The 19,560-nt window shown below is 69.0% G+C and carries 18 protein-coding genes and 1 pseudogene; 5 read left to right on the top strand and 14 right to left on the bottom strand.

Annotated features, from left to right (window positions below; genetic code table 11):
* A partial coding sequence (locus VIP82_RS05310; protein WP_331906390.1) for a restriction endonuclease subunit R occupies positions 1 to 762 on the top strand: 762 nt, incomplete at its 5' end.
* 67 nt (positions 763 to 829) lie between these two features.
* On the opposite strand, the gene VIP82_RS05315 is transcribed toward VIP82_RS05310, so the two are convergent.
* From VIP82_RS05315 to VIP82_RS05375, 13 genes are all read right to left on the bottom strand, one after another.
* Positions 830 to 1,837 carry a sugar phosphate isomerase/epimerase family protein gene (locus VIP82_RS05315; protein ID WP_331906392.1) on the bottom strand — a complete coding sequence of 336 codons (1,008 nt, stop codon included), beginning with the start codon at positions 1,835 to 1,837 and terminating at the stop codon, positions 830 to 832.
* A 50-nt stretch (positions 1,838 to 1,887) separates the two neighbouring features.
* Positions 1,888 to 3,054, bottom strand: coding sequence for a Gfo/Idh/MocA family protein (locus VIP82_RS05320; RefSeq protein WP_331906424.1), 1,167 nt, complete (start codon positions 3,052 to 3,054; stop codon positions 1,888 to 1,890).
* Positions 3,055 to 3,077: 23 nt separating this feature from the next.
* Positions 3,078 to 3,494 carry a C-glycoside deglycosidase beta subunit domain-containing protein gene (locus VIP82_RS05325; protein WP_331906394.1) on the bottom strand — a complete coding sequence of 139 codons (417 nt, stop codon included), beginning with the start codon at positions 3,492 to 3,494 and terminating at the stop codon, positions 3,078 to 3,080.
* Between the two features lie 95 nt (positions 3,495 to 3,589).
* Entirely contained in the window at positions 3,590 to 4,624 is a 1,035-nt protein-coding gene (locus tag VIP82_RS05330; RefSeq protein ID WP_331906396.1) for a sugar phosphate isomerase/epimerase family protein, read from the bottom strand.
* A 44-nt stretch (positions 4,625 to 4,668) separates the two neighbouring features.
* A complete protein-coding gene (locus tag VIP82_RS05335) occupies positions 4,669 to 5,769 on the bottom strand; it encodes a sugar phosphate isomerase/epimerase family protein (RefSeq protein ID WP_331906398.1) in 1,101 nt (366 codons plus the stop codon).
* Entirely contained in the window at positions 5,766 to 6,176 is a 411-nt protein-coding gene (locus VIP82_RS05340; RefSeq protein ID WP_331906400.1) for a C-glycoside deglycosidase beta subunit domain-containing protein, read from the bottom strand. The genes VIP82_RS05335 and VIP82_RS05340 overlap by 4 nt, the downstream gene beginning before the upstream one ends.
* A 97-nt stretch (positions 6,177 to 6,273) precedes the next feature.
* Entirely contained in the window at positions 6,274 to 7,809 is a 1,536-nt protein-coding gene (gene carA / locus VIP82_RS05345) for a c-glycoside 3-oxidase CarA (protein ID WP_331906402.1), read from the bottom strand.
* Positions 7,806 to 8,600: a TIM barrel protein gene (locus tag VIP82_RS05350; RefSeq protein WP_331906404.1), complete on the bottom strand. Its 795-nt coding sequence runs from the start codon at positions 8,598 to 8,600 to the stop codon at positions 7,806 to 7,808. The genes carA and VIP82_RS05350 overlap by 4 nt, the downstream gene beginning before the upstream one ends.
* Before the next feature lie 125 nt (positions 8,601 to 8,725).
* Positions 8,726 to 9,562, bottom strand: a complete 837-nt coding sequence (locus VIP82_RS05355) for a carbohydrate ABC transporter permease (RefSeq protein ID WP_331906406.1) — start codon at positions 9,560 to 9,562, stop codon at positions 8,726 to 8,728.
* 1 nt (position 9,563) lies between these two features.
* On the bottom strand, positions 9,564 to 10,523 hold the full coding sequence (locus VIP82_RS05360; RefSeq protein WP_331906408.1) for a carbohydrate ABC transporter permease: 960 nt from the start codon (positions 10,521 to 10,523) through the stop codon (positions 9,564 to 9,566).
* Between the two features lie 76 nt (positions 10,524 to 10,599).
* Positions 10,600 to 11,907, bottom strand: a complete 1,308-nt coding sequence (locus VIP82_RS05365) for an extracellular solute-binding protein (RefSeq protein ID WP_331906410.1) — start codon at positions 11,905 to 11,907, stop codon at positions 10,600 to 10,602.
* A 212-nt stretch (positions 11,908 to 12,119) separates the two neighbouring features.
* A complete protein-coding gene (locus tag VIP82_RS05370; RefSeq protein ID WP_331906412.1) occupies positions 12,120 to 13,607 on the bottom strand; it encodes a C-glycoside deglycosidase beta subunit domain-containing protein in 1,488 nt (495 codons plus the stop codon).
* Positions 13,608 to 13,621: 14 nt separating this feature from the next.
* Positions 13,622 to 14,923, bottom strand: a complete 1,302-nt coding sequence (locus VIP82_RS05375) for a C-glycoside deglycosidase beta subunit domain-containing protein (protein ID WP_331906414.1) — start codon at positions 14,921 to 14,923, stop codon at positions 13,622 to 13,624.
* A gap of 217 nt (positions 14,924 to 15,140) precedes the next feature.
* On the opposite strand from VIP82_RS05375, the gene VIP82_RS05380 reads away from it, so the two are divergent.
* Positions 15,141 to 16,097 carry a LysR family transcriptional regulator gene (locus VIP82_RS05380; RefSeq protein WP_331906416.1) on the top strand — a complete coding sequence of 319 codons (957 nt, stop codon included), beginning with the start codon at positions 15,141 to 15,143 and terminating at the stop codon, positions 16,095 to 16,097.
* 48 nt (positions 16,098 to 16,145) lie between these two features.
* On the opposite strand, the gene VIP82_RS05385 is transcribed toward VIP82_RS05380, so the two are convergent.
* The gene (locus VIP82_RS05385; protein WP_331906418.1) at positions 16,146 to 17,396 is read right to left on the bottom strand and encodes an MFS transporter; all 1,251 of its coding nucleotides are present in this window, start codon (positions 17,394 to 17,396) and stop codon (positions 16,146 to 16,148) included.
* Between the two features lie 80 nt (positions 17,397 to 17,476).
* On the opposite strand from VIP82_RS05385, the gene VIP82_RS05390 reads away from it, so the two are divergent.
* From VIP82_RS05390 to VIP82_RS05400, 3 genes and pseudogenes are all read left to right on the top strand, one after another.
* Positions 17,477 to 17,863 (top strand): MerR family transcriptional regulator, encoded by a 387-nt coding sequence (locus VIP82_RS05390; RefSeq protein WP_331906420.1) that lies wholly within the window; start codon positions 17,477 to 17,479, stop codon positions 17,861 to 17,863.
* Positions 17,864 to 18,120: 257 nt separating this feature from the next.
* Positions 18,121 to 19,239 carry a glycosyltransferase gene (locus VIP82_RS05395; RefSeq protein ID WP_331906422.1) on the top strand — a complete coding sequence of 373 codons (1,119 nt, stop codon included), beginning with the start codon at positions 18,121 to 18,123 and terminating at the stop codon, positions 19,237 to 19,239.
* A pseudogene (locus VIP82_RS05400) lies at positions 19,236 to 19,560 on the top strand (glycosyltransferase); the annotation flags it as partial. The gene VIP82_RS05395 and the pseudogene VIP82_RS05400, both read left to right, overlap by 4 nt.

The following is a 19,560-nucleotide window of genomic DNA, read 5'->3' on the forward strand; positions in this document are numbered from 1 at the left end:
GGCGCGAGCCTCGACGACTGGGCGCTGCCCTCCCGCCGCCGCACCGAAGACGAACGCCGCGCGTTCCTCGTGCCGCAGCTGCGAGCGGCAGCCCGGCTCGGTGCACGAGGCGTGCGCGTGCCGTTCGGTCAGGCGGGGCCCGAGCTGCTCCGTCTGCTCCAGCCCGTCCTCGAGGAGCTCGATGTGGTGCTCTACGAGGAGATCCAGGGCCGGCAGACGCTCGACGTGCCGGCCGTCTCGACCAACCTCGAGCTGCTGCAGCACCTCGAAGATCCGCACATCCGGATACTCATCGACATCAGCATGCTCATGCCGTCGCTGCCGGCGAGCTATCTGGAGGAGCTCCGCCGAGGCGGAGTCGATGAGGATCTGCTCGCGCGCCTGGAGCAGGAGTGGCGCGCCCCCGAGACGCACGAGGCGGTCGTCGCCGCGCTTCGCGGAGGTCAGGTGCCGCCCGCCGTGCACACCCTCTTCATGAACCTGCTCGTGCGGTTCGGCCGGTCGGACGTGGCGGACCTCGAGCCGCTCCTTCCCCTCACCGCCGGTGTGCACCTGAAGTTCTGGGATCTCGACGACACCGACGGCCGGGTATCGCGGCCGATCAGCGACATCGGGGCGGCGCTGCGGCGCACCGGCTTCACGGGCACGCTGACGAGCGAGTGGGGCGGCCACGAGTGGCTCGACGCCGACCCGGCCGAGACGACCCGCGCCCACCTCGACCTCGCCCGACGAGCACTCTCCGCGGTGAGCGCCCGGCGCTGACGCCTCGCCGCCGTGACCTCGGTTGAAGGCCGACCTCGAGGTCGCGAGGTCGGGCGGGGTGGTGGCGCTACTCGGCCTTGGTCGAGAACGCGGCGTCGAATGCGGCGGCGGGAGGGGTGATGGCGTTGAGCTTGCGGACGAACTCGATCGCCTCGGGCGCGCCGTCGAGCCGGTCCATACCGGCGTCCTCCCACTCGACGCTCGTGGGGCCGTCGTAGCCGATGGCGTTGAGGGCCCGGAACAGCGGCTCCCACGGCACCTGGCCGTGCGCGGTCGACACGAAGGTCCACCCGCGGCGCGGGTTCGCCCACGGCAGGTGCGAGCCCAGCACGCCGTTGCGGCCGTCGAGGTTGGTGATCGACTCCTTCACGTGCACATGGAAGATGTGCTCGGCGAAGTCGAGCACGAACGCGACCGGGTCCAGCTGCTGCCACATGAAGTGCGACGGGTCGAAGTTGATCCCGAAGCTCTTGCGATGACCGATGGCGTCGAGCGTGGCCTTGGCGGTCCAGTAGTCGTAGGCGATCTCGGACGGGTGCACCTCGAGCGCGAAGCGCACTCCCACCTCTTCGAAGACGTCGAGGATCGGGTGGAACCGGTCGGCGAAGTCCTGGTAGCCGGCCGCGATCCACTCGTCGGACGCCGGCGGGAACATCGCGACCGCCTTCCAGATCGACGATCCGGTGAAGCCGGTGACCGTCTTGACGCCGAGCTTCGCCGCGAACCGCGCGGTCATCTTCAGCTCCTCGGCGGCCCGCTGGCGCACACCCTCGGGGTCGCCGTCGCCCCACACGCGGTCGTTGAGGATGTCGCGATGCCGCTCGTCGATCGGATCGTCGCACACCGCCTGCCCCGCGAGATGGTTCGAGATCGTCCAGACCTTCAGCCCGTTGCGCTCGAGGATGTCCCGCCGCGACTGCACGTAGTCCGCGTCATCCCAGCGCGACACGTCGATGTGGTCGCCCCAGCAGGCGATCTCAAGACCGTCGTAGCCCCACTCGCCCGCAAGCCGCGCCACCTCCTCGAACGGCAGGTCGGCCCACTGACCGGTGAAGAGGGTGATCGGACGAGGCATCGCAGCTCCTTTGCTCTGTTGAGTCAAACTATCCGCTGTAGCGGTCGAATTCATCGTGTGGGAGACGAAACCTCGGCGCCCACCCGCACCCACGCGGAGTCGTTGACCGAGCTCTCCTCGACGGCTGCGAGCACGCGCTGCACCGACAGACCCTCGTCGAACGACGGGTGAGGATCGGCGCCCTCGACGATCGCCGTCACGAGGTCGACGGCCTGATGGCTGAAGCCGTGCTCATAGCCGAGCACGTGCCCGGCCGGCCACCACGCCGAGACATAAGGATGCTGCGCCTCCGTCACGAGGATGCGCGTGAAGCCCTGCGTGGCTTCCGGTGCCGTGCGGTCGTAGAACCACAGCGTGTTGAGATCCTCGAGGTCGAAGCGCAGTGCGCCCTTGTCGCCGGAGACCTCGATCGACAGATCGTTCTTGCGCCCGGTGGCGAAGCGCGTCGCCTCGAACGACACGAGGGCTCCCGTCGAGAGCCGACCCGTGAAGATCGCGACGTCGTCCACCGTGACCTCGCCATACCCTTCCGCAGCCGTGCGGGACAGCCCGGTCCCCGAGCCCTGCAGCGGGCGCTCCTTGACGACCGTGTCGATGACGCCCGACACGGCGTCCACCGAGAGTCCCGTCACGAACTGCGTCATGTCGATGATGTGCGCGCCGATGTCGCCGAGTGCACCGGAACCCGCGTGCTCCTTCTGCAGCCGCCACGCGAGCGGCATGTCCGGATCGACGAGCCAGTCCTGGCGATACGCCGCGCGCACCTGCGCGATCCTGCCCACCGCTCCCTGTGCGATGAGGTCGCGAAGGAAGGTCACAGCGGGGACGCGCCGGTACGTGAAGCCGACCATCGACCGGACGCCTCGCGCTGCCGCGCGCGAGGCAGCATCCCTCATGGCCTCGGCCTGCGCCACCGTGTTCGCCAGGGGCTTCTCGCACAGCACGTGCTTGCCCGCCTCGAGTGCGGCGATCGCGATCTCGGCGTGCGAGTCGCCGGGCGTGACGACGTCGACGATGTCGATGTCGTCGCGCGCGATCACCTCGCGCCAGTCGGTCGCCGATTCCGCCCAGCCCCAGCGGGCCGCGGCATCCGCCACCGCACCCGCGTGGCGCCCGACGAGCACCGCCATCTCGACCTCTGCGGGCAGATCGAACATGCGGGGCGCCTGGCGCCACCCGACCGAGTGCGCGGCCCCCATGAAGCCGTACCCGATCATCGCGACCCGCAGCGGGCGGCCGGTCACGCGAGCACGACCTCTCGCTCGACCGGGACGCGGTTGGTCACGTACCGGCCGGGGCCGCCGTCGACGCCGGGCATGATCTGCATGTAGAGCAGACGCATCGTCAGGACGACCTCGACGGTGAGCTTCTCACCGGCCTGCGGCGCATGATCGAGCGGGATGACGACCACGGGCTTGTCGGCGACGAACCAGAGCGTCTCCCACTGCTCGGGCAGCTCCTCGATGCGGTAGCTCCGGCCGTTCAGCTCGAAGCGGAGGTCGTCCTTCGGCACCGGCACGCCGTCGACGGATGCCGCGACATCGTCGACGGCCGACAGCCAGAGGCTCCGGTACCAGGGCAGCTGCACCGAGACGGCGATGCCGTCTTCGCGGCGATGGACGTCCTGCTCGGAGAAGAGGGAGTTGTGGGTGGCCATGATGAGGTCCTCGTTCGGTGCGATTCAGTGGAAGGTGTCGGTGAACGTCTCGTGCGACCCCGGGGGCGCGGGCTCGAGCAGGTCCTCGACGGTGCTCAGGCCGGCTGACGGTCGGCGACGGTCTGTTCGATCGCGCGCCGCATGAGCGCGTGCTGCTTCTTCACCAGGTCGATGGGGTCGGACTCCCCCAGGTCGGAGAACGCGTGGCCCTCCCATTCGCTGGAGAGGTAGCCCTGGTAGCCGCCCTGCACGAACTGGCGCACGATCCGCGGGATGTCCATCGCGGGCTCTTCGCCGTCGGGGCCGATGTCGTAGAACTTCGCGTGCACGTGGAAGATCTGCGGCATGATGTCGAGCCACTCCTCCGGCGGCACCAGCCCGTGCATGTTGAACGCGAGACGGGTGAAGGGGCCGAACCGCAGCGGATCGACGCCCTCGGCCGTCAGATAGTCCTCGAACTTCTGGTTGCGCACGTGCATGGGCGTGGGCTCGTGCCAGATCTCGTCCATCACGGGGAAGTGCTTCTCGTCCATGCCCATCTGGCGGAGTGTGCGCAGCAGCGTCGGAGAGAGGCTGTGCATCGTCGAGGAGAAGTCCGCGGTGAACCCGAGCCGGTCGGACTGCAGCTCGTCGTACATCTCGCGCATCTGCAGCACCTGCGGATCATTGGGCCCCGACGGCGCGTGGATCTCGTAGCCGAGCTTCTGGTCGTACTTCTCGGCCAGGGGCAGCAGGCTGCGCAGCAGTTCCTTGCCGTGGGAGCGGATGACGACCTTCGTGAAGCCGAGCGTGTGCGCGGTCTTGAGCTGCCGGGCGAGGAAGTCGTGCTCCTCGTCGGGCGTCATGTCACGGTCCTTGCGGCGCCCCATGTCGAGGTTGGTGCCGATCGCACTCGGCTCCAGTCCGTAGCGGTCCATGCTGTCGCGCCAGATGCGGACGAACTCGCCGTCCACATCGGGGTATGTGCGCAGCATCTGGGCGATGTTGAACTCGATGCCCGGCCCGAGCCCGTTGTCGGCCGCCGCCTTGATGAGGGTCTCGGGTGTGTACAGACCCGCGGCGAACTCCGAGGTGAGCGAATAGAGGGTGATACCGAGCTTGATCCCGGTGCCGGCGATGCCGTCAGTCATGGTGGTCCCTGCCCTGCGTGTGTCGATGGGTCGTCGGTGAAGGCTCAGCCGCGGACGGGCTGGGCGAGGTGGGCATGGAGGAGGCTCCGTGCCTCGGCGGCATCGGTGATCATGCGCGAGCCGGCGTCGGCGGCGGCGGAGCGCTGCACGGCCTGTTCACCGGCGATGATCTCGAACGGGCTCTGCCAGTAGTTCCAGTGCCAGCCCTCGTATTCGCTGGAGATCGCGCCCGAGTACCCGTTCTCGACGAGCAGGCGGATGAGGTCGCGCACCGGCACGGACGGCTCTTCGCCGTTCTCGTCGATGCCGAAGAACTTGCCGTGCACGTGACGGATCCACGGCATGATCTCGAGCCAGTCGTCCACCCGGGCCGGGCCGAACAGCCCGGTGCCGTTGATGCCGAAGTCGATGCCGAGGTCGGGGCGACCGTTCTGGGCGGCCAGGCCGATGAAGCGGCCGAAGCGCTGGCCGTGCTCAGCCTGATCGGCCGGCGGACCCTGCTCGTAGAACTCGTTCCACAGGCCCGTGACCTGCGCGAGCAGATCCTCGGACGCGCCGCGACGGCGGTACGCCTCGATGAGCGACGGTGCGAACCCGGAGACGGTGGCGCCCCAGTCCATGGTGAAGCCGAGGAACGGCGAGCCGACCTGCTCGAACCTGTCCCGCAACGCCAGGATGCGCGGGTGCGACGCGTACTGGTCGGCGTGCACCTCGAGCGCAAGGGTGACACCGTGCTCCTCGGCGATCGGCGCCAGCGCCTGCATCGAGTCGGGGGTGATCGAGATCTGCACGCGCGCGATCGGGAAACCGAGCTTGGCGGCCGCCTTGATCTGCAGCGTCATGTAGTCGATCAGCTCGTCCTGGGTGAGCAGCCGATCGCGGTGGATGCCGATGTCGGCGTTCACTGCGAGCGACGTGGTCACGAGACCGAGTTCGGCGACCAGGTCGCGGAACCAGCCCGCGTACGAGTCCTCGATCGAGGGGAATCCGCGGAAGCTCGAGAACCCGATGATCTCCAGGCCCGGTCCGTAGCCCTCGGCGGCCACCTTGCGGATGAGCCCCTCGAGGTCGTACTCGCGGCCGTGGAACGCGCGCGTGAAGCTGTAGAGCGTGACGCCCTGGATGGGCGTTCCCAGTGTCGTCATGCCGCCACCTCTGTTCCCTGTCGTACGGTCATGGTCTTGGTGTCGTGCTCTTCGATGTGGAGCGTCTCGTCGTCGCCGATGATGATGTACGGGATGTAGAGGATCAGATCCACCCGCACCTCGTGCTCGCCCGCATCGCTCAGCGGGATCTCGCCCGAGAGCACGGCGGAGTCGGTCGGGAACCACCACTCATCGGCCTCGGTCACGAGCTCGTCGAAGCGGAACTCGCGGCCGTTCATGCGCCAGCGCAGCGACTCGGCCGGCGCCTCCACGCCGTCCACGGTCAGCTTCGCGCCGGCGATGCACGAACCCGGCAGCGCGCGGTACCAGGGCAGACGGACCTCGACCGCGGTCCGCGGTCCGTCCGCCGTGAGCGTGCCCTGCTCGATGATGCGGTCAGGGATCACGATGACCTCCAGGTTCTGGGCCGACGCGGTCGGCCGGACATCTTTGTCATTGTTTCTACATTCTAATGTCGGAATCAGACAGAAGCAAGACCGCTTCCTAGCGGTCGGTCAGTTTCTCGGAGATCGCTCGGGCTCCATTGACGGCGAGCGCCACCCCTGTCAGCGTCGGGTTGCACGCCGTCGCCGTGGGAATGACCCCGTTGCCGGCGACGAACAGCCCCGGCACGTCCCACACTTCGCCCTGAGGTGAGCACACGCTGGAGCCGTCGTCGGCGGCGCCCAGGCGGGTCGTCCCCTGATAGTGCAGCGAGGCGCCCAGAGGCATCACGAAGGCGCTGTCGTCCAGGGGCTCGCCCACGGCCTTGCCGAGGCGCACGATCTCCTGCGTGCCACGGGCGATCACCTCGTGGTCGCGCGGAGTGAGCGTGTAGTGCACCGTCATCGCCGGCATCCCGTATCCGTCCACGTCGTGATCGGAGAACTCGACACGATCCGAGGCCTGCAGGTCCTTCGCACAGAACAGGCCGAGTCCCACGATCGAGCCGGGAGCGGCCGGGTCGTCGTCGGCAAGCTTCACCGGCGAGGCGTCCAGCTGCATCACCTGCCCGTGGAAGGGCATGTCGTCGGTGAAGGGCACCCACGTCACACCGCTGTACTCGCTCAGACCGGTGGCGGCGCCGCCATCGCCGGCGTCTGCCGAGGGGAGGTCGCGAATGCGGACGGCGAAGACGATCTGCGCCTGGTCGTTGAGATAGCGGCCGAGGGCGTCGGGACGGATGCCGGACGCCCACAGCAGCTGCGGCGTGCGCAGCGCGTCCGCGGCGACGACCACGAATTCCGCGCGGACCTCTGCGCTCTCGCCCGTGCGCCGGTCGGTGACGACGACGCCCGCGGCGCGGTCGTCCTCGACCAGCACGCGCGTGACGAGGGACTCGTCGAAGAGGGTGAATCGCGGGTTGGCGCGCGTGACGTCGCCGAACACGACATCCGACCCGGACCACACGAGGTTGCCGTCGTCTCGGCGGTGCACCGCGAGCGGCATCCGCTGCACCTGCGTCGCCGCAATGCGTCCGGCATCCTCTGCCGCGGCCAGTCGCTGGCGGACCAGGTCGCCGTAGGGCGAACTGTCGAACGCGTCGCTCGTCACACCCAGAAGCCGCTCCGCCTCGGAGAGAAGCTCGTCGAGGCTGCCGTCGGCGTCGAGGATCGCGATCCGCTCGCTGTCGTTCGGCCGTGGGCATGCACCCGTCCAGTGCGCAGCCATGCCGCCGACGTTGCTCGACATGGCCGCCACGGGCAGCCCGTCTTCGCCGTCGACCTGGTAGCCGCTCTCCAGCAGGAACGTGCCCGGCCGGGCACGTCGCTGCGTGGTCTTGACGATACCGCCCGTGCGATCGGCGCTCTCCTGCGCGTGCGGACCCTCCGATCGCGTCTGCGCGCCGGCGCGCTCCGCGGGATCGGCGATGTTCTTCACGTGCGCACCGGGAGGGTCCGAGACGGTCGGACCGACCTCGAACAGCGCGATCGAGGCGCCCGGCGCCCGCTCGCTCAGGATGCGGGCATACGCGGCGCCGGCCGGGCCGCTGCCGACGATCGCGACATCCACGGCTTTCGGGTAGCGGTCCTGCGTCATGCCCGTGCCGCCACGTCGCGGATGTAGCGGACCGACTCGGCGGACGCGGCCTGCGGGTAGTACTCCAGGCCGATCGGCCCGTCATAGCCGGAGGCGCGCAGCACGGCGAGCGTGGCCGGCCAGTCGAGGTCCCCGGTTCCGGGCTCGCCACGGCCGGGTGCGTCCGCCAGCTGGACGTACTTGATGATGGAGCCGGCGTTCGAAAGCTCCGCCTCGATGTCCTCACCCTCGACGGCCGAGTGGTAGATGTCGTACAGCACGCCGAAGAACGGCGAGTCGACGCCCCGCGCGACGTACACGCCTTCGCTCGTGCGATCCAGGAGCGACCCGGGGTGATCGACGCGCACGTTGACCGGCTCGAGGACGAGCGTGATGCCCGAACCTTCGATCTGCGCGATCGCCTTCTGATAGATCTCGATGAGCTTGTCCAGCTGCACCTGCCGCTTCCAGCCGCCGAAGCCGGTGCCGCTGCCCACGACGATGCGGGGCGTGCCGAGGAGGTGCGCGATCTCCACGCCCTCGTCGAGCTTGCGGTAGAACTCGGAATGGTCCCACGGCGGGATCATGAATTGCGTGCGCGGCTCGGACAACTGCGCCGTGAGCTGCGTGCCGGTCTCTTCGAGAGCCGCCTTGAGAGCGGAGAGGTCCTTCGGGGTCGATGGCGCATCCACTCCCGTCGGTCCCCACATCTCGACGGCGGTGAACCCCGCCGCGGCCGCGGCGCGGACCCGGTCGTGATAGTCGCCGGCCTCGGTGAAGAGGAGTTCGATGTTGGGGGCGAGCTGATACACGGTGTCTCTCCTCGAGGGGTCAGAACATGGGGTGGTCGTGGGCGGCACGCACGGGGACCTGCTGCAGCACGTCCCCGTGCTCGACGAACGTCTCGAACGCCGCGCGGTTGTCGGCGCTCACCAGCTCATCCCTTGAGGCCGCCCGCGAAGCCCTGGATGAAGCGCTTCTGGGCGAAGAGATAGAACGCCAGGATGGGGATCATCGAGACGATGACGATGGCGAAGATCTTGTTCCACGACGAGACGAGCGAACCGATGTAGTAGTACATCGCGACCGGCAGCGTCTGGTTGTCGGAGCCGCCGAGGAAGATCAGCGAAGTGAAGAAGTCGTTCCACACGATGAGACCCGCGAGGATCGCGACGGTCCCGGTGGCGGGAGACATGAGGGGCAGCACGATGCGGAAGAAGATCTGGGTCCGCGATGCGCCGTCGATCGTCGCGGCTTCCTCGTACTCGGTGCCGAGACCCCGGAAGAACCCGGCGTAGAGGAAGATCGACAGCGGCAGGAGCATCCCCGTGTAGAGGATGATCATGCCCCAGATCGAGCCGGTGAGCCCGATGGTGCGTGCACCGATGTACAGCGGGACCGTGCCCAGCTGCGTGGGCAGGACGATCGCGATCAGGAAGAGATAGAAGACGGCGCGGCTCCAGCGCCGCGTGCTGCGCGCGATGACATAGCCGGTGAGCGCGCCCAGCAGCACGAGACCGATGATGCTGCCGGCCGTGATGATGATGCTGTTGATCAGGCCCTGGATGACGTTCGAGTTGCCCTGCGCCGTCAGCACCTCGGTGAAGTTGCTGAAGTCGAGACTCGACGGCGGGGCCAGGTTCGACGTCGTGAGCACCTCCTCGTCCGACTTGAGCGCCGTGGTGACGAGGAAATAGAAGGGCGCCAGGAACAGGACGGCGAGCACCCAGAAGATGACTTCGCGCAGACCGGTGAGCTTGGTGTAGCGGAACATGTCAGGCCTCCTCGGTACGGCCGCTGGTCACTCGCTGCTGGACGACGGCGAAGACGAGGATGATGAGGGTCAGGACGAGGGCCAGCGCTGCGCCGTAGCCGAAGTTGCCCAGCGCGAAGGACTCCTTGTAGACCTGCGTGGCGAGCGTCTCGGTCGCGCCGGCGGGGCCTCCGCCCGTGAGCGCCATGATCTGGTCGAAGACCCGCAGGCCGTTGACGAGGCCCAGCGTCGTCGCGATGGCGACCGCCGGCCTGATCGACGGGAGCGTGACGTGCCAGAAGCGCTGCCGCAGGCCGGCGCCGTCGATGGCTGCGGCCTCCTCGATCTCGATGGGCACCGCCGCGAGACCGGCCATGTAGATGACCATCGCGAAGCCGGTGTTCTGCCACACGATCACGATGAGGACGGTCCAGATCGCCCAGGTGGGGTCGGCGACCCATGCCTTGGCGAACTCCCCGAGACCCATCGCCCGCAGCACGCCGTTGATCGGCCCGTTGTAGTCGAAGATGAACTTCCACACGTACGAGACCGCCAACGGGCTCAGCACGACGGGCATGAAGAACAGAACGCGGAGCGCGTAACGCGTCTTGAGGCCGCGGTTCAGCCCGAGTGCGAGTGCGAGACCGGCGATGTTGCTGAGGATCACCGACGCGAACGCCAGGAACAGCGTGTTGATCACGGCGCCGATCTGCGTCGGGTCCTTGAAGATGGCGACGAAGTTGTCGAGGCCGATCCACGTGAAGTCGCCGATCCCCGACCAGTCGGTGAACGCGAAGAACCCGCCGATCGCCGTGGCGACGTAGTGGATCGCGAGGACGAGGAGGATGCCGGGCAGCGCCCACCACCAGTACCCGAACTTCAGCAGGCCCGGGCGACGCGGCGCAGTGTCGCGCCGGCGGCCCCGGCGATCGCGCTTGGGAACGATCAGCGCTTCGGTCTCGGAGTTCAGTGTCGCGGTCATGATCCCTCGTGTTCGTACGGCGTCGTGCGGAGCGCGCGGCCGCCCGGGGATGTGGTCCCGGGCGGCCGCGTCCGGATCACTCGCCCCAGGCGGCGTCCATGTTCTGCAGAACCTGCTCGACAGTGCTCTGACCCGTCAACAGACCCTGCACGCCCACTTGCAGCGCCTCGTACACCGCGGGGTTCGGCCAGATGTTGTTCGGCAGCGGCGCATACGACCCTTCGGCGAGGAGGTCGACCACCGGCGAGTAGATCGTGTCGCTGAGGTCGAGATCCTGGTAGGACGAGATCGGCAGCAGACCGGATGCCTCGTAGTAGATCTCCTGCGCCTCGGGCGTCGCCAGCCACTCGACGAACTCGGAGGCGGCATCCTTGTTCTTGGATGCGGCATTGATCGAGATCGTGTAGTTGGAGCTCGCGATGATGTACGGGTCGCCGCCATCGGCTGCCGGGAAGGGCTGCACCTTGAAGTCGGCCTCCGGCGGGGCGGCGGTCGCGATCTCCACGGCCGAGCCGGACGGGATGAAGCTGCCGACCGAGGTGCCCTGCGAGAGCCCGTTGGTGATGGCGTCGAAGCCACCGCCCTCGGCGCCGGGCTGGAAGCATCCGCCCTCGTTCAGGTCGATGATCGTCTGGAGGGTGTCGGCCCAGCCATCGCTCTCGGCGAAGGTGGTGTCGCCTGCGGCGCGCTGCTCGTTCCAGTCGGGTTCCTCGGCGTACACGCGCGTGGCGGCGATTCCCTGTGCGGTCAGGCCGGCGTTCGGGCCGGCAGCGCCGGCGAGCGCGAGGAGGGACTTCCCCTCCGCGGCGAGCGCGGAGCAGGCGTCATAGAGGTCGGAATCCGTCGCCGGCCACTCATCGAGCCCGTTCATCGCGGCGGTGCCCATGCTCGCCACGACTCCGGCGATCGTGAAGTCCATCGGCTGGCCGTAGACATCGCCGTCGATCTCGAAGATCGATTCGCTGCCGGCCGGAACGAGCTCTGCCGCGGTGTCGCCCAGAGGCTCGAGGAACCCCGCCTCGGCGAGGGGGATGATGCCGCGGGCGTCGCCTGAGCCCGGCGTCGTCTGGACGACGTCGGCGGCGTTGCCGGCCTGGAACTGCGTGCGGATGGTCTCGCCGTACTTGTCGTTCGGCGTCGGGTTCGTCGTGATGGTGACGTCGGGGTTGGCGTCCATGTACGCCTTGGCGAGGGTCTCGTACGGGCTCTCGAGGTTGTTCGATGTCGCGAACGTGAAGGAGAACTCCGCGGCGCCGTCGCCCGAGTCGCCCGAGTCGCCGGAGTCGCCTCCCGAGCCGGAGCAGCCGGCGAGAAGCAGGGCCCCCGCCACGGGGATCGCGATGATCGCCGCTCGGCGAGCAGCCGAGGAACGGTGCTGTGTCATTTCCAGCCTTTCTGACTTCGTTGTCGGCGGCTCGTTCCTTCGAGCGCCTGTGCTGTGATCTCAGTATGTCGGGGATGCGCCAGAAACACACATAAGTATTGACGATACTGCGCATAACTCGGGGCGCCGCTAGGCCCGCACCGCAGGCACCGCACGCCTGGGCCCCGCCGACGATCCGTCGACGAGGCCCAGGCGCACGATTCGCGCGGGGACTAACCCGACAGCCCTGCCGCCTCGACGGCGTGCATCGAGCGGCGGATGAGGTCGTGCTGTTTGCGCACGAGGAGCAGCGGGTCCACTTCGCCGAGTTCGGCGAAGGCATGACCCTCCCACTCGCTCGACCAGTACCCGCGGTAGCCGCCCTCCACGAAGATGCGGACGAGCTGCGGGTAGTCGATGGCGGGCTCCTGTCCGTTCTCGTCGATGTCGTAGAACTTCGCGTGCACGTGCGTGATCTGCGGCATGATCTCGGCCCACTCGCCCGGATCGACGTGGCCGTGCATGTTGAACGCGAGGTGCGCGAAAGAACCGAGGCGGCCCGGGTCGAAGTCGCGGCTCTGCAGATACGCGATGAATTCCTGCTGCCGCTCGCGCATCGAGGCATCCGTCGCCCAGATCTGCTGGAGGCGCTGGGCCGCCTCATCGTCGAGACCCGCGCGGCGCACCGCCCGCAGAAGGGTCGGCGACATCGCGTGCATCGTCGACGAGAAGTCGGCGACGAAGCCGAGCAGCGGAGAGTCGAGGTCGGCGTAGACATCCCGCACTTTGAGGATCTCCGGCGCATTCGGACCCATCGGCGCGTGGATCTCGTAGGCGAGCTTGAGCTCGAGGCGCTCGGCGATCGGCAGCAGCCGGCGCAGGAGGTCGGGCTTCGCACTCTGGATGCGCACGAGCGGGAACCCGAGCTTCTTGGCGCCGTGGAAGAGCAGCTCGCTGAACTCGAACTCCTCGTCGGGCGTCATGTCGCGGTCGCGGCGGCGGCCCATGTCGAGATTCGCACCGAACGAGCTCTCGTCGAATCCGTGCTTGTCGAACGCCGCTCGCCACCGTGCGACGAACTCGTCCGACACGACGGGGTAGGTCGGCACCACTTGCGATGCGACGATCTCGATGCCGGGTCCGATCCCGAGGTCGGCGACGCGATCGAGCAGTCCGTCGAAGTCGTACCAGCCCGCACGGAACTCGGCACTCGCGGAGTACAACGTCAGACCGAGCTGGAACGGGTCCTCCTGTGCGGCGGGAGGCGCGGGCGCGACATCCGTCACCGTCGCGGGCGGCGTCGCATCGCGGTCCGTGACCATGAGCACGGACCTCTGCCGCACGATGTTCGGCACGTACATGCCCGGGCCGCCGTCCTTGCCGGGGGCGATCTGCATGTATGGCAGGCGCAGCTCGCCGAAGACCTCGACCTCGTGCTCCTCACCGAGCACGACCGGCGCGTCGAGACGCGCGATGAGGAGAGGACGCTGCTGCAGGAACCACAGCGTCTCGCTCTGCAACGGGAGCTCGGCGAGCGCGTACCGGCGTCCGTCCAGTTCGAAGGCGAGGTCGTCGTCCGGGATCTCTGCGCCGTCGATCGTGAGGCGCAGCGTGGAGACGGACGAGAGCCAGAGGCTCCGGTACCAGGGGATCGTGAGCGTGAGCGCGAGCCCGTCGGGGTGCGGGCGGAGGCTGTCGTCGGTGATGAGTCCGTTGGGCATGGTGCTCCGGGATGTCAGAGGCGGGAGGCGATGGAGCGGATGAGGGAGTGCTGGCGGCGCACCTGCTCGATCGATCGCCAGGGGATGCGCTCACCCTCGTACTCGCTCGAGAGGTAGCCGGTGTAGCCGGCGTCCTTGAGGGCGCGGAGCACGGGCTCCCACGGGATCTGCTGGTCTTCGAGGTTCTCGTCGATGTCGTGGAACTTCGCCTGGATGAAGACGACGTACTTCGCGATGTCGGCGATGTCGGCGGGATCGACGGCGATGCCGTCCATGAAGGCGGGACGACGGCCGGGCAGCTCGCCCGGCTTGAGCGGGATCGGCCGGTCCTGGAAGATGCCGGTGTCGAGCAGCAGCCCGAAGTGCTTCGTTCCGGTGCGCTCGATGAGGTCGATGTAGTCGTCGACGACCTCATGCTTGATCGGCGTCGGGGCGTGGATCTCCGGACAGATGACCACGTCGAGCTCGGCGGCGAGGTCGAGCGAGCGTTCGACCGACTCCGTCCAGATCGGGTGCGGGATCAGATCGCTCGACACCACGCCGATCTTCGGACGCACGAACCTGAAGCCGAGCTGCTGTGCGAGGCGCAGATCGCGCTGCAGGATCGCCGCGCCCTCGGCCGCCGTCAGATCACGCGCGTGGGCTCCGCGGGAGTGCAGGCGCGTGTCGATCCACGAGCCGTAGTTCGTCGGCTCGAGCGCGTACTTCTCCAGAAGCCCGAACCACCGGTCCATCCACTGCGTGGTGGGCTCGGGATAGCGCTCGATGTGCCCCTCACCCAGGATCTCGACGCCCGTCGCGCCGACGTCTGCCACCGCGGCGAGCGCCGTCTCGAGGTCCATCACGGTTCCGAAGTCGGACATGAAGCTGTAGAGGCTCACGCCGTACTGGAACGGGCCACCGTCCTCGGACGAGGTGAGCGTGATGTGCCGCGATACGTCGTAGCGGGACGGCTGGTGCTCCTCGGGGATATACGACATGCGAAGCCGCAACGAGATCGAGACCTCGTGAGCACCCTCCGGCAGTCCCCCGGGATGCGGCACCGTGACGATCGCGGCCTCTTCCAGTGGCCAGCGCACTCCCTCGGAGTCCCACAGCTCCTGCAGTGAGTACGTGCGGCCGGCGAAGGTCCACAGCGGCACGTCCGCGGCGACGTCGACGAGGTCGCCGACGCGCACTGCGACGCCGTCCACGAGGGATGCGGCCATCCCGCGGTACGAGGGCATGCGCAGGCGGAACTCGAAGCCGGTGATCTCACCTCCGTCGCGGACATTGCGGAAGCCCACGGACTGGATCAGTTCTCTCTCGAGAAGCATCGATGCTCGCTCTCTGGTGTCGGGACCACGACCTCGTCGAGGACCGGGAGTCGATTCCCAAGGTAGCAGTCTTCGGCTCTATTTAGACATAAGTAAGTGTGATGCACGCATAATCACGACGGTGCCCGCACATCGTTGCGGGCGATGGCACCTACCGTGCGCATAGATTGCGCGGATACACTGTCTCCAGGCGTACCGAACCGAGGAGCACATCGTCGTGTCCGATCAACCGCTCCTCTCGCGGCTCGACCTGAACCTGCTGGTCGCGCTGGACGCCCTCCTCACCGAGCGCAGCGTGACGCGCGCCGCGGAGCGACTGCACCTGAGCCAGCCGGCGCTGAGCGCGTCCCTGGCGCGGCTGCGGACGCACTTCAACGATCCGATCCTCGCCCGCCGCGGCAACACTTACGAGCTCACGCCGCTCGCGCTCCGCCTCACCGAGCACACGACGACGGCTCTGGAAGCAGCCCGCCGCGTCTTCGAGAGCCAGGCGACGTGGAGTCCACGGGACTCGACCCGCGAGTTCTCGATCTACGGCTCGGACTACGGGTTCGCGACCATCGGCAGCGAAGTGTCACGGCTCGCCGCCGAGGCTGCGCCCGGCGTGCGCTTCCGCTTCATGCTCCACAACCCGTCGATCGTCGACGACGCGCTCAACCGGCTGCGCTCGGCCGACGGGATGGTCATCCCCCACGGATACCTCGCCGACCTTCCCTACGCCGACCTGTGGCGCGACGGCTGGGTCGTGGTCGCCTCGCAGTCGAACGAACTGATCGGCGACGAGCTCACGATGGACGTGCTCGGCGCGCTGCCGTGGGTCTTCACGTACCAATCCCGCACCGCGTTCACGTCGGCGGCACGCCAGCTGCAGCAGCTCGGCATCGAACCCCACGTCGAGGCGGTGGTCGAGAGCTTCCTCGCCCTGCCTCACTTCATCGCAGGGACGAATCGCCTCGGCCTCATCCAGGCCGGACTCGCTCACGTCGCGGAGTCCGTGGCGGGTGTCCGCATCCTCGAGGCGCCCTTCGACGCGACGCCCGTCGTCAACGCGCTCTGGTGGCATCCCGTCCACGGCCGCGACCCTGAGCATGCGTGGATGCGCGGCATCTTCGAGCAGGCCGCGGCATCGGTGTCGGCCGGCCGGACCACCGTCCCGGTCGCCGAGCCCGCCTGAGAGCCACCGTCGCGGGCGCGGATCCGCCGGCACCCGCCGCACGCTTTGCTATGACCTGCCGAGCCGGTCCCCTGCCCGCGCGTCGCGCTCGGACGCACGCCGCGAGGCCAGCACCGCGCCGAGCGCGGTCAGGCCCGAGGCGAGCAGGACAACGACCGCCGATACCGCCATGTTCGCTGTCGCCCCGTAGTTCGCGGTCAACTGGCCGCCGGCCCAGGATCCGCCGGCGATCCCGACGTTGAACAGGACCACGATGGACGCGCTGGCGAGGTCGCGGAGGCGATCGGATGCCGCGCGCATGAGCGCCGTCTGGATCAGTGGGAACATCGCACCCGTGCCCGCGCCCCACAGGGCGAGCGCGACGACCACGACGACCGTGGTCTGTGGCAGGAGCGCGAGCGCCGCGAACGCGACGACGAACACGAGCAGCGTCGCGGTGAGCGCCGTTCGGGGGAACCGGTCGGCGAGGGTGCCGGCGACCGCGACACCTGCCATTCCCGCGGCGCCGAACACGAACAGCAGCGCACTCGCCCAGCCGTCCGCGATGCCGGCGGCCTCGCCGAGATAGGGGCGGATGTACACGAACGACAGGAACTGGGCGAGACCGATCAGCAGGCCCGCGATGCCGAAGACCAGGAGCGGTGCGAGCGACCGGTCGTGCCGGAGCGGCTCGCGCTCCCCCGCCGGCACCGGCACGACCAGGGAGCGGGGAAGCCAGCGGACGACCACCGCTGCGAGCGCCAGCATCCCGATCCCCATCACCGCGAACGAGACGCGCCAGCTCGTGACCTGCGCGAGCGCCGTCGCGGCGGGAAGGCCCAGGACCGTCGCCGCCGTGCCGCCGCCGGTGACGAGGGCGAGCCCGCGACCGAGCTGCGCGCCCGAGAGCAGCGACGACGCGTAGACGATGACGATCGCCCAGAACACGCCGTGTGCGATCGCCGCGATCACCCGCGTGGCGAAGGCGAACTCGTAGCTCGGCGCGAACGCCGTCGCGACGTTGGCGAGTGCGAACACCGCGAGCGAGACGGCGACGACGATGCGACGGTCGATCCTGCGGGTGGCGCGGGTGAGGGGGATGCTCGTGCCGATCACGACGATCGCCCACACCGACACCAGCAGCCCGATGCGCAGCGGATCGACGCCGAGGTCTGCGGCCATCTCGGGCATGAGGCCCGCCGGCAGCGACTCAGCCGTGACGGTGACGAAGACGCCGAGCGAGAGCAGGAGCAGCGCTTCGAGCGGCAAGCGCGCAGGTCGCGGCGCGGAGACGGCGACGGGTGCGGTGGACGTGGTCATGGAGCGAGGCTAAACTTTGACATCAATGTCAATGTCAAGCGTTCGAGCGACATGAAGATCGACACGGGGGCCAGAGCGACATGAAGATCGGCGAGCTGTCGGAGCGCACCGGCATCCCCACGCGCATGCTGCGGTACTACGAGGAGCAGGGCCTGCTCTCGTCCGAGCGGTCGGCGAACGGCTACCGGTCGTACGACGAGTCCGACGTCGATCGGGCCACGCGCGCACACGGTCTCGTCCAGGCGGGGCTCACCACGCGCCTTGCGAAAGTGGTGCTCGACGTCGAGCAGCAGTGCGCGGCGCAGGCACCGGTCACCTGTTCGCGCGAGCTCGCCGAGATGCTCGCGACGGAGCTCGCGGCGCTCGAGGACCGCCTCGCCTGCCTCACCAAGAGTCGCGATGCCGTCGCGGAGTTCCTCGAACTCACCCGCAACGGCGACCTGGTGCGCAGCGGGGCCGCGGCGTAGCGGCATCCGCTCGCCCGCTCGCCCGCTCGCCTGCCGGCTCGCCCGCTCGCCTGCCGGCGACCGCTGGCCCGCCCGGGCGCACTTTGTCAACCCCCGGGCGCGGGCGCGAGCACCGCCTCTACCGTGAAGGTCCCCTCGCATCCCCGGGCGAGGCGGCCGGATGCGGATGCGCGTCTCGCGTACCGCGACCTCATCGCCCACCGTGGGAACCCTCGCCATCCGATGCGCGCCCGCGCATCGTGAGGGAGGGAGAAAGCATGCGATTCGGATTCCTGTCGACGTACCCGCCGACCCGCTGCGGCCTCGCGACGTTCACGCGCTCGCTGGCCGTCGCGCTCGCCGACCATCGTTCGGACCCTGCCGCCGTCGTGCGGGTGCTCGACCCGGCCGAGGCGCCGGCACCCGCCGCCGAGCCGGAGGTGCGCATCGCCGCCGTCCTGCGCGCGGGCGATGCGCGCAGTCAGCGCACTGCCGCTCGCGCCCTCAACCGCTGCGACGCGGCGATCGTGCAGCACGAGTACGGCATCTACGGCGGCGCCGACGGCGATGAGGTGCTGAGCGTGCTCGAGGCGCTCCGCGTCCCCGTGATCACGGTCCTCCACACCGTGCTGCACCAGCCGAGCCCCGGCCAGAAGCGCGTGCTCGAACGGGTCGTCGAGCTCACGACGGCGGCGGTGGTCATGACCGGGCGCGCCCACGACACCCTGCATGCGAACTTCCTGGTCGACGACGCGAAGGTCCATGTCATCCCGCACGGCGCCGCGCTGCAGCCGCGACAGTCCCTGCACCGCCGCGGCACCGCGCCGACGATCCTCACGTGGGGGCTCATCGCGCCCGGCAAGGGCATCGAGCGGGGCATCGCCGCCGTCGCCGGCCTGCGCGAGCGCGGCGTCGAGGTGACCTACGTCGTCGCCGGGCAGACGCATCCCAAAGTGCTGGCACACGATGGCGAGGCGTACCGAGACTCGCTCGTGGCGCTCGCCCGCCGGCTCGGCGTCGAGTCATCCGTTCACTTCGTCAACCGCTACCTGGCGCCGGAGGACCTCGCCGGCCTCCTGAGCGCCGCGGACGCCGTGCTGCTGCCCTACGACTCGACGGAGCAGGCGACGTCGGGGGTGCTCGTCGAGGCGCTCGCGGCGGGTGTTCCGGTCGTCGCGACGGCGTTCCCCCACGCCGTGGAGGTGCTCACCGGGACGGCGGGGACGACCGTGCCGCACGACGACGCGCACGCGATGGCACTCGGCCTCGAGCGGATGCTGCAGCGCGGCGACGACCACCGAGCGGCCCGGCGACACGGCTCCGGGCTCTCGTGGCCGGAAGTCGCCGAGCGGTACCTCGACCTGGCGGAGCGACTGCGCGCGGAGCAGGCGGCGTGATCCCGGCCCCGCTGCCACTCGCCCACCTGGAGGCCATGACCGACGAGCGGGGCCTGTTCGAGCATGCTCGGGGAGCCGTGCCACGGCGTGGGCGTGGCTACTGCGTCGACGACGTCGCGCGCGGGCTCGCGCTCACCGCCCGGGAGGATGGGCACTCGGATGCCGCAGCCGCCCTCGCCGACCGGTACCTGCGTTTCGTCGAAGCGGCGATCGCCGACGACGGCCGCGTCCGCAACCGCAGGGCCGCGGACGGTCGCTGGGCCGACGAGCCGGGCACCGGTGACTGGTGGGGGCGCGCGCTGTGGGGGCTCGGCGCCGCAG

The organism is Microbacterium sp. (assembly GCF_036566905.1).
In the GTDB taxonomy this organism is placed as follows: domain Bacteria; phylum Actinomycetota; class Actinomycetes; order Actinomycetales; family Microbacteriaceae; genus Microbacterium.

What these genes read in the sequence shown, in the direction of transcription:
- VIP82_RS05315 (WP_331906392.1), bottom strand. Translation starts at nt 1,837, where the DNA reads ATGCCTCGTCCGATCACCCTCTTCACCGGTCAGTGGGCCGACCTGCCG.
- VIP82_RS05320 (WP_331906424.1), bottom strand. Translation starts at nt 3,054, where the DNA reads ATGATCGGGTACGGCTTCATGGGGGCCGCGCACTCGGTCGGGTGGCGC.
- VIP82_RS05325 (WP_331906394.1), bottom strand. Translation starts at nt 3,494, where the DNA reads ATGGCCACCCACAACTCCCTCTTCTCCGAGCAGGACGTCCATCGCCGC.
- VIP82_RS05330 (WP_331906396.1), bottom strand. Translation starts at nt 4,624, where the DNA reads ATGACTGACGGCATCGCCGGCACCGGGATCAAGCTCGGTATCACCCTC.
- VIP82_RS05335 (WP_331906398.1), bottom strand. Translation starts at nt 5,769, where the DNA reads ATGACGACACTGGGAACGCCCATCCAGGGCGTCACGCTCTACAGCTTC.
- carA (WP_331906402.1), bottom strand. Translation starts at nt 7,809, where the DNA reads ATGACGCAGGACCGCTACCCGAAAGCCGTGGATGTCGCGATCGTCGGC.
- VIP82_RS05355 (WP_331906406.1), bottom strand. Translation starts at nt 9,562, where the DNA reads ATGTTCCGCTACACCAAGCTCACCGGTCTGCGCGAAGTCATCTTCTGG.
- VIP82_RS05360 (WP_331906408.1), bottom strand. Translation starts at nt 10,523, where the DNA reads ATGACCGCGACACTGAACTCCGAGACCGAAGCGCTGATCGTTCCCAAG.
- VIP82_RS05365 (WP_331906410.1), bottom strand. Translation starts at nt 11,907, where the DNA reads ATGACACAGCACCGTTCCTCGGCTGCTCGCCGAGCGGCGATCATCGCG.
- VIP82_RS05370 (WP_331906412.1), bottom strand. Translation starts at nt 13,607, where the DNA reads ATGCCCAACGGACTCATCACCGACGACAGCCTCCGCCCGCACCCCGAC.
- VIP82_RS05375 (WP_331906414.1), bottom strand. Translation starts at nt 14,923, where the DNA reads ATGCTTCTCGAGAGAGAACTGATCCAGTCCGTGGGCTTCCGCAATGTC.
- VIP82_RS05385 (WP_331906418.1), bottom strand. Translation starts at nt 17,396, where the DNA reads ATGACCACGTCCACCGCACCCGTCGCCGTCTCCGCGCCGCGACCTGCG.
- VIP82_RS05390 (WP_331906420.1), top strand. Translation starts at nt 17,477, where the DNA reads ATGAAGATCGGCGAGCTGTCGGAGCGCACCGGCATCCCCACGCGCATG.
- VIP82_RS05395 (WP_331906422.1), top strand. Translation starts at nt 18,121, where the DNA reads ATGCGATTCGGATTCCTGTCGACGTACCCGCCGACCCGCTGCGGCCTC.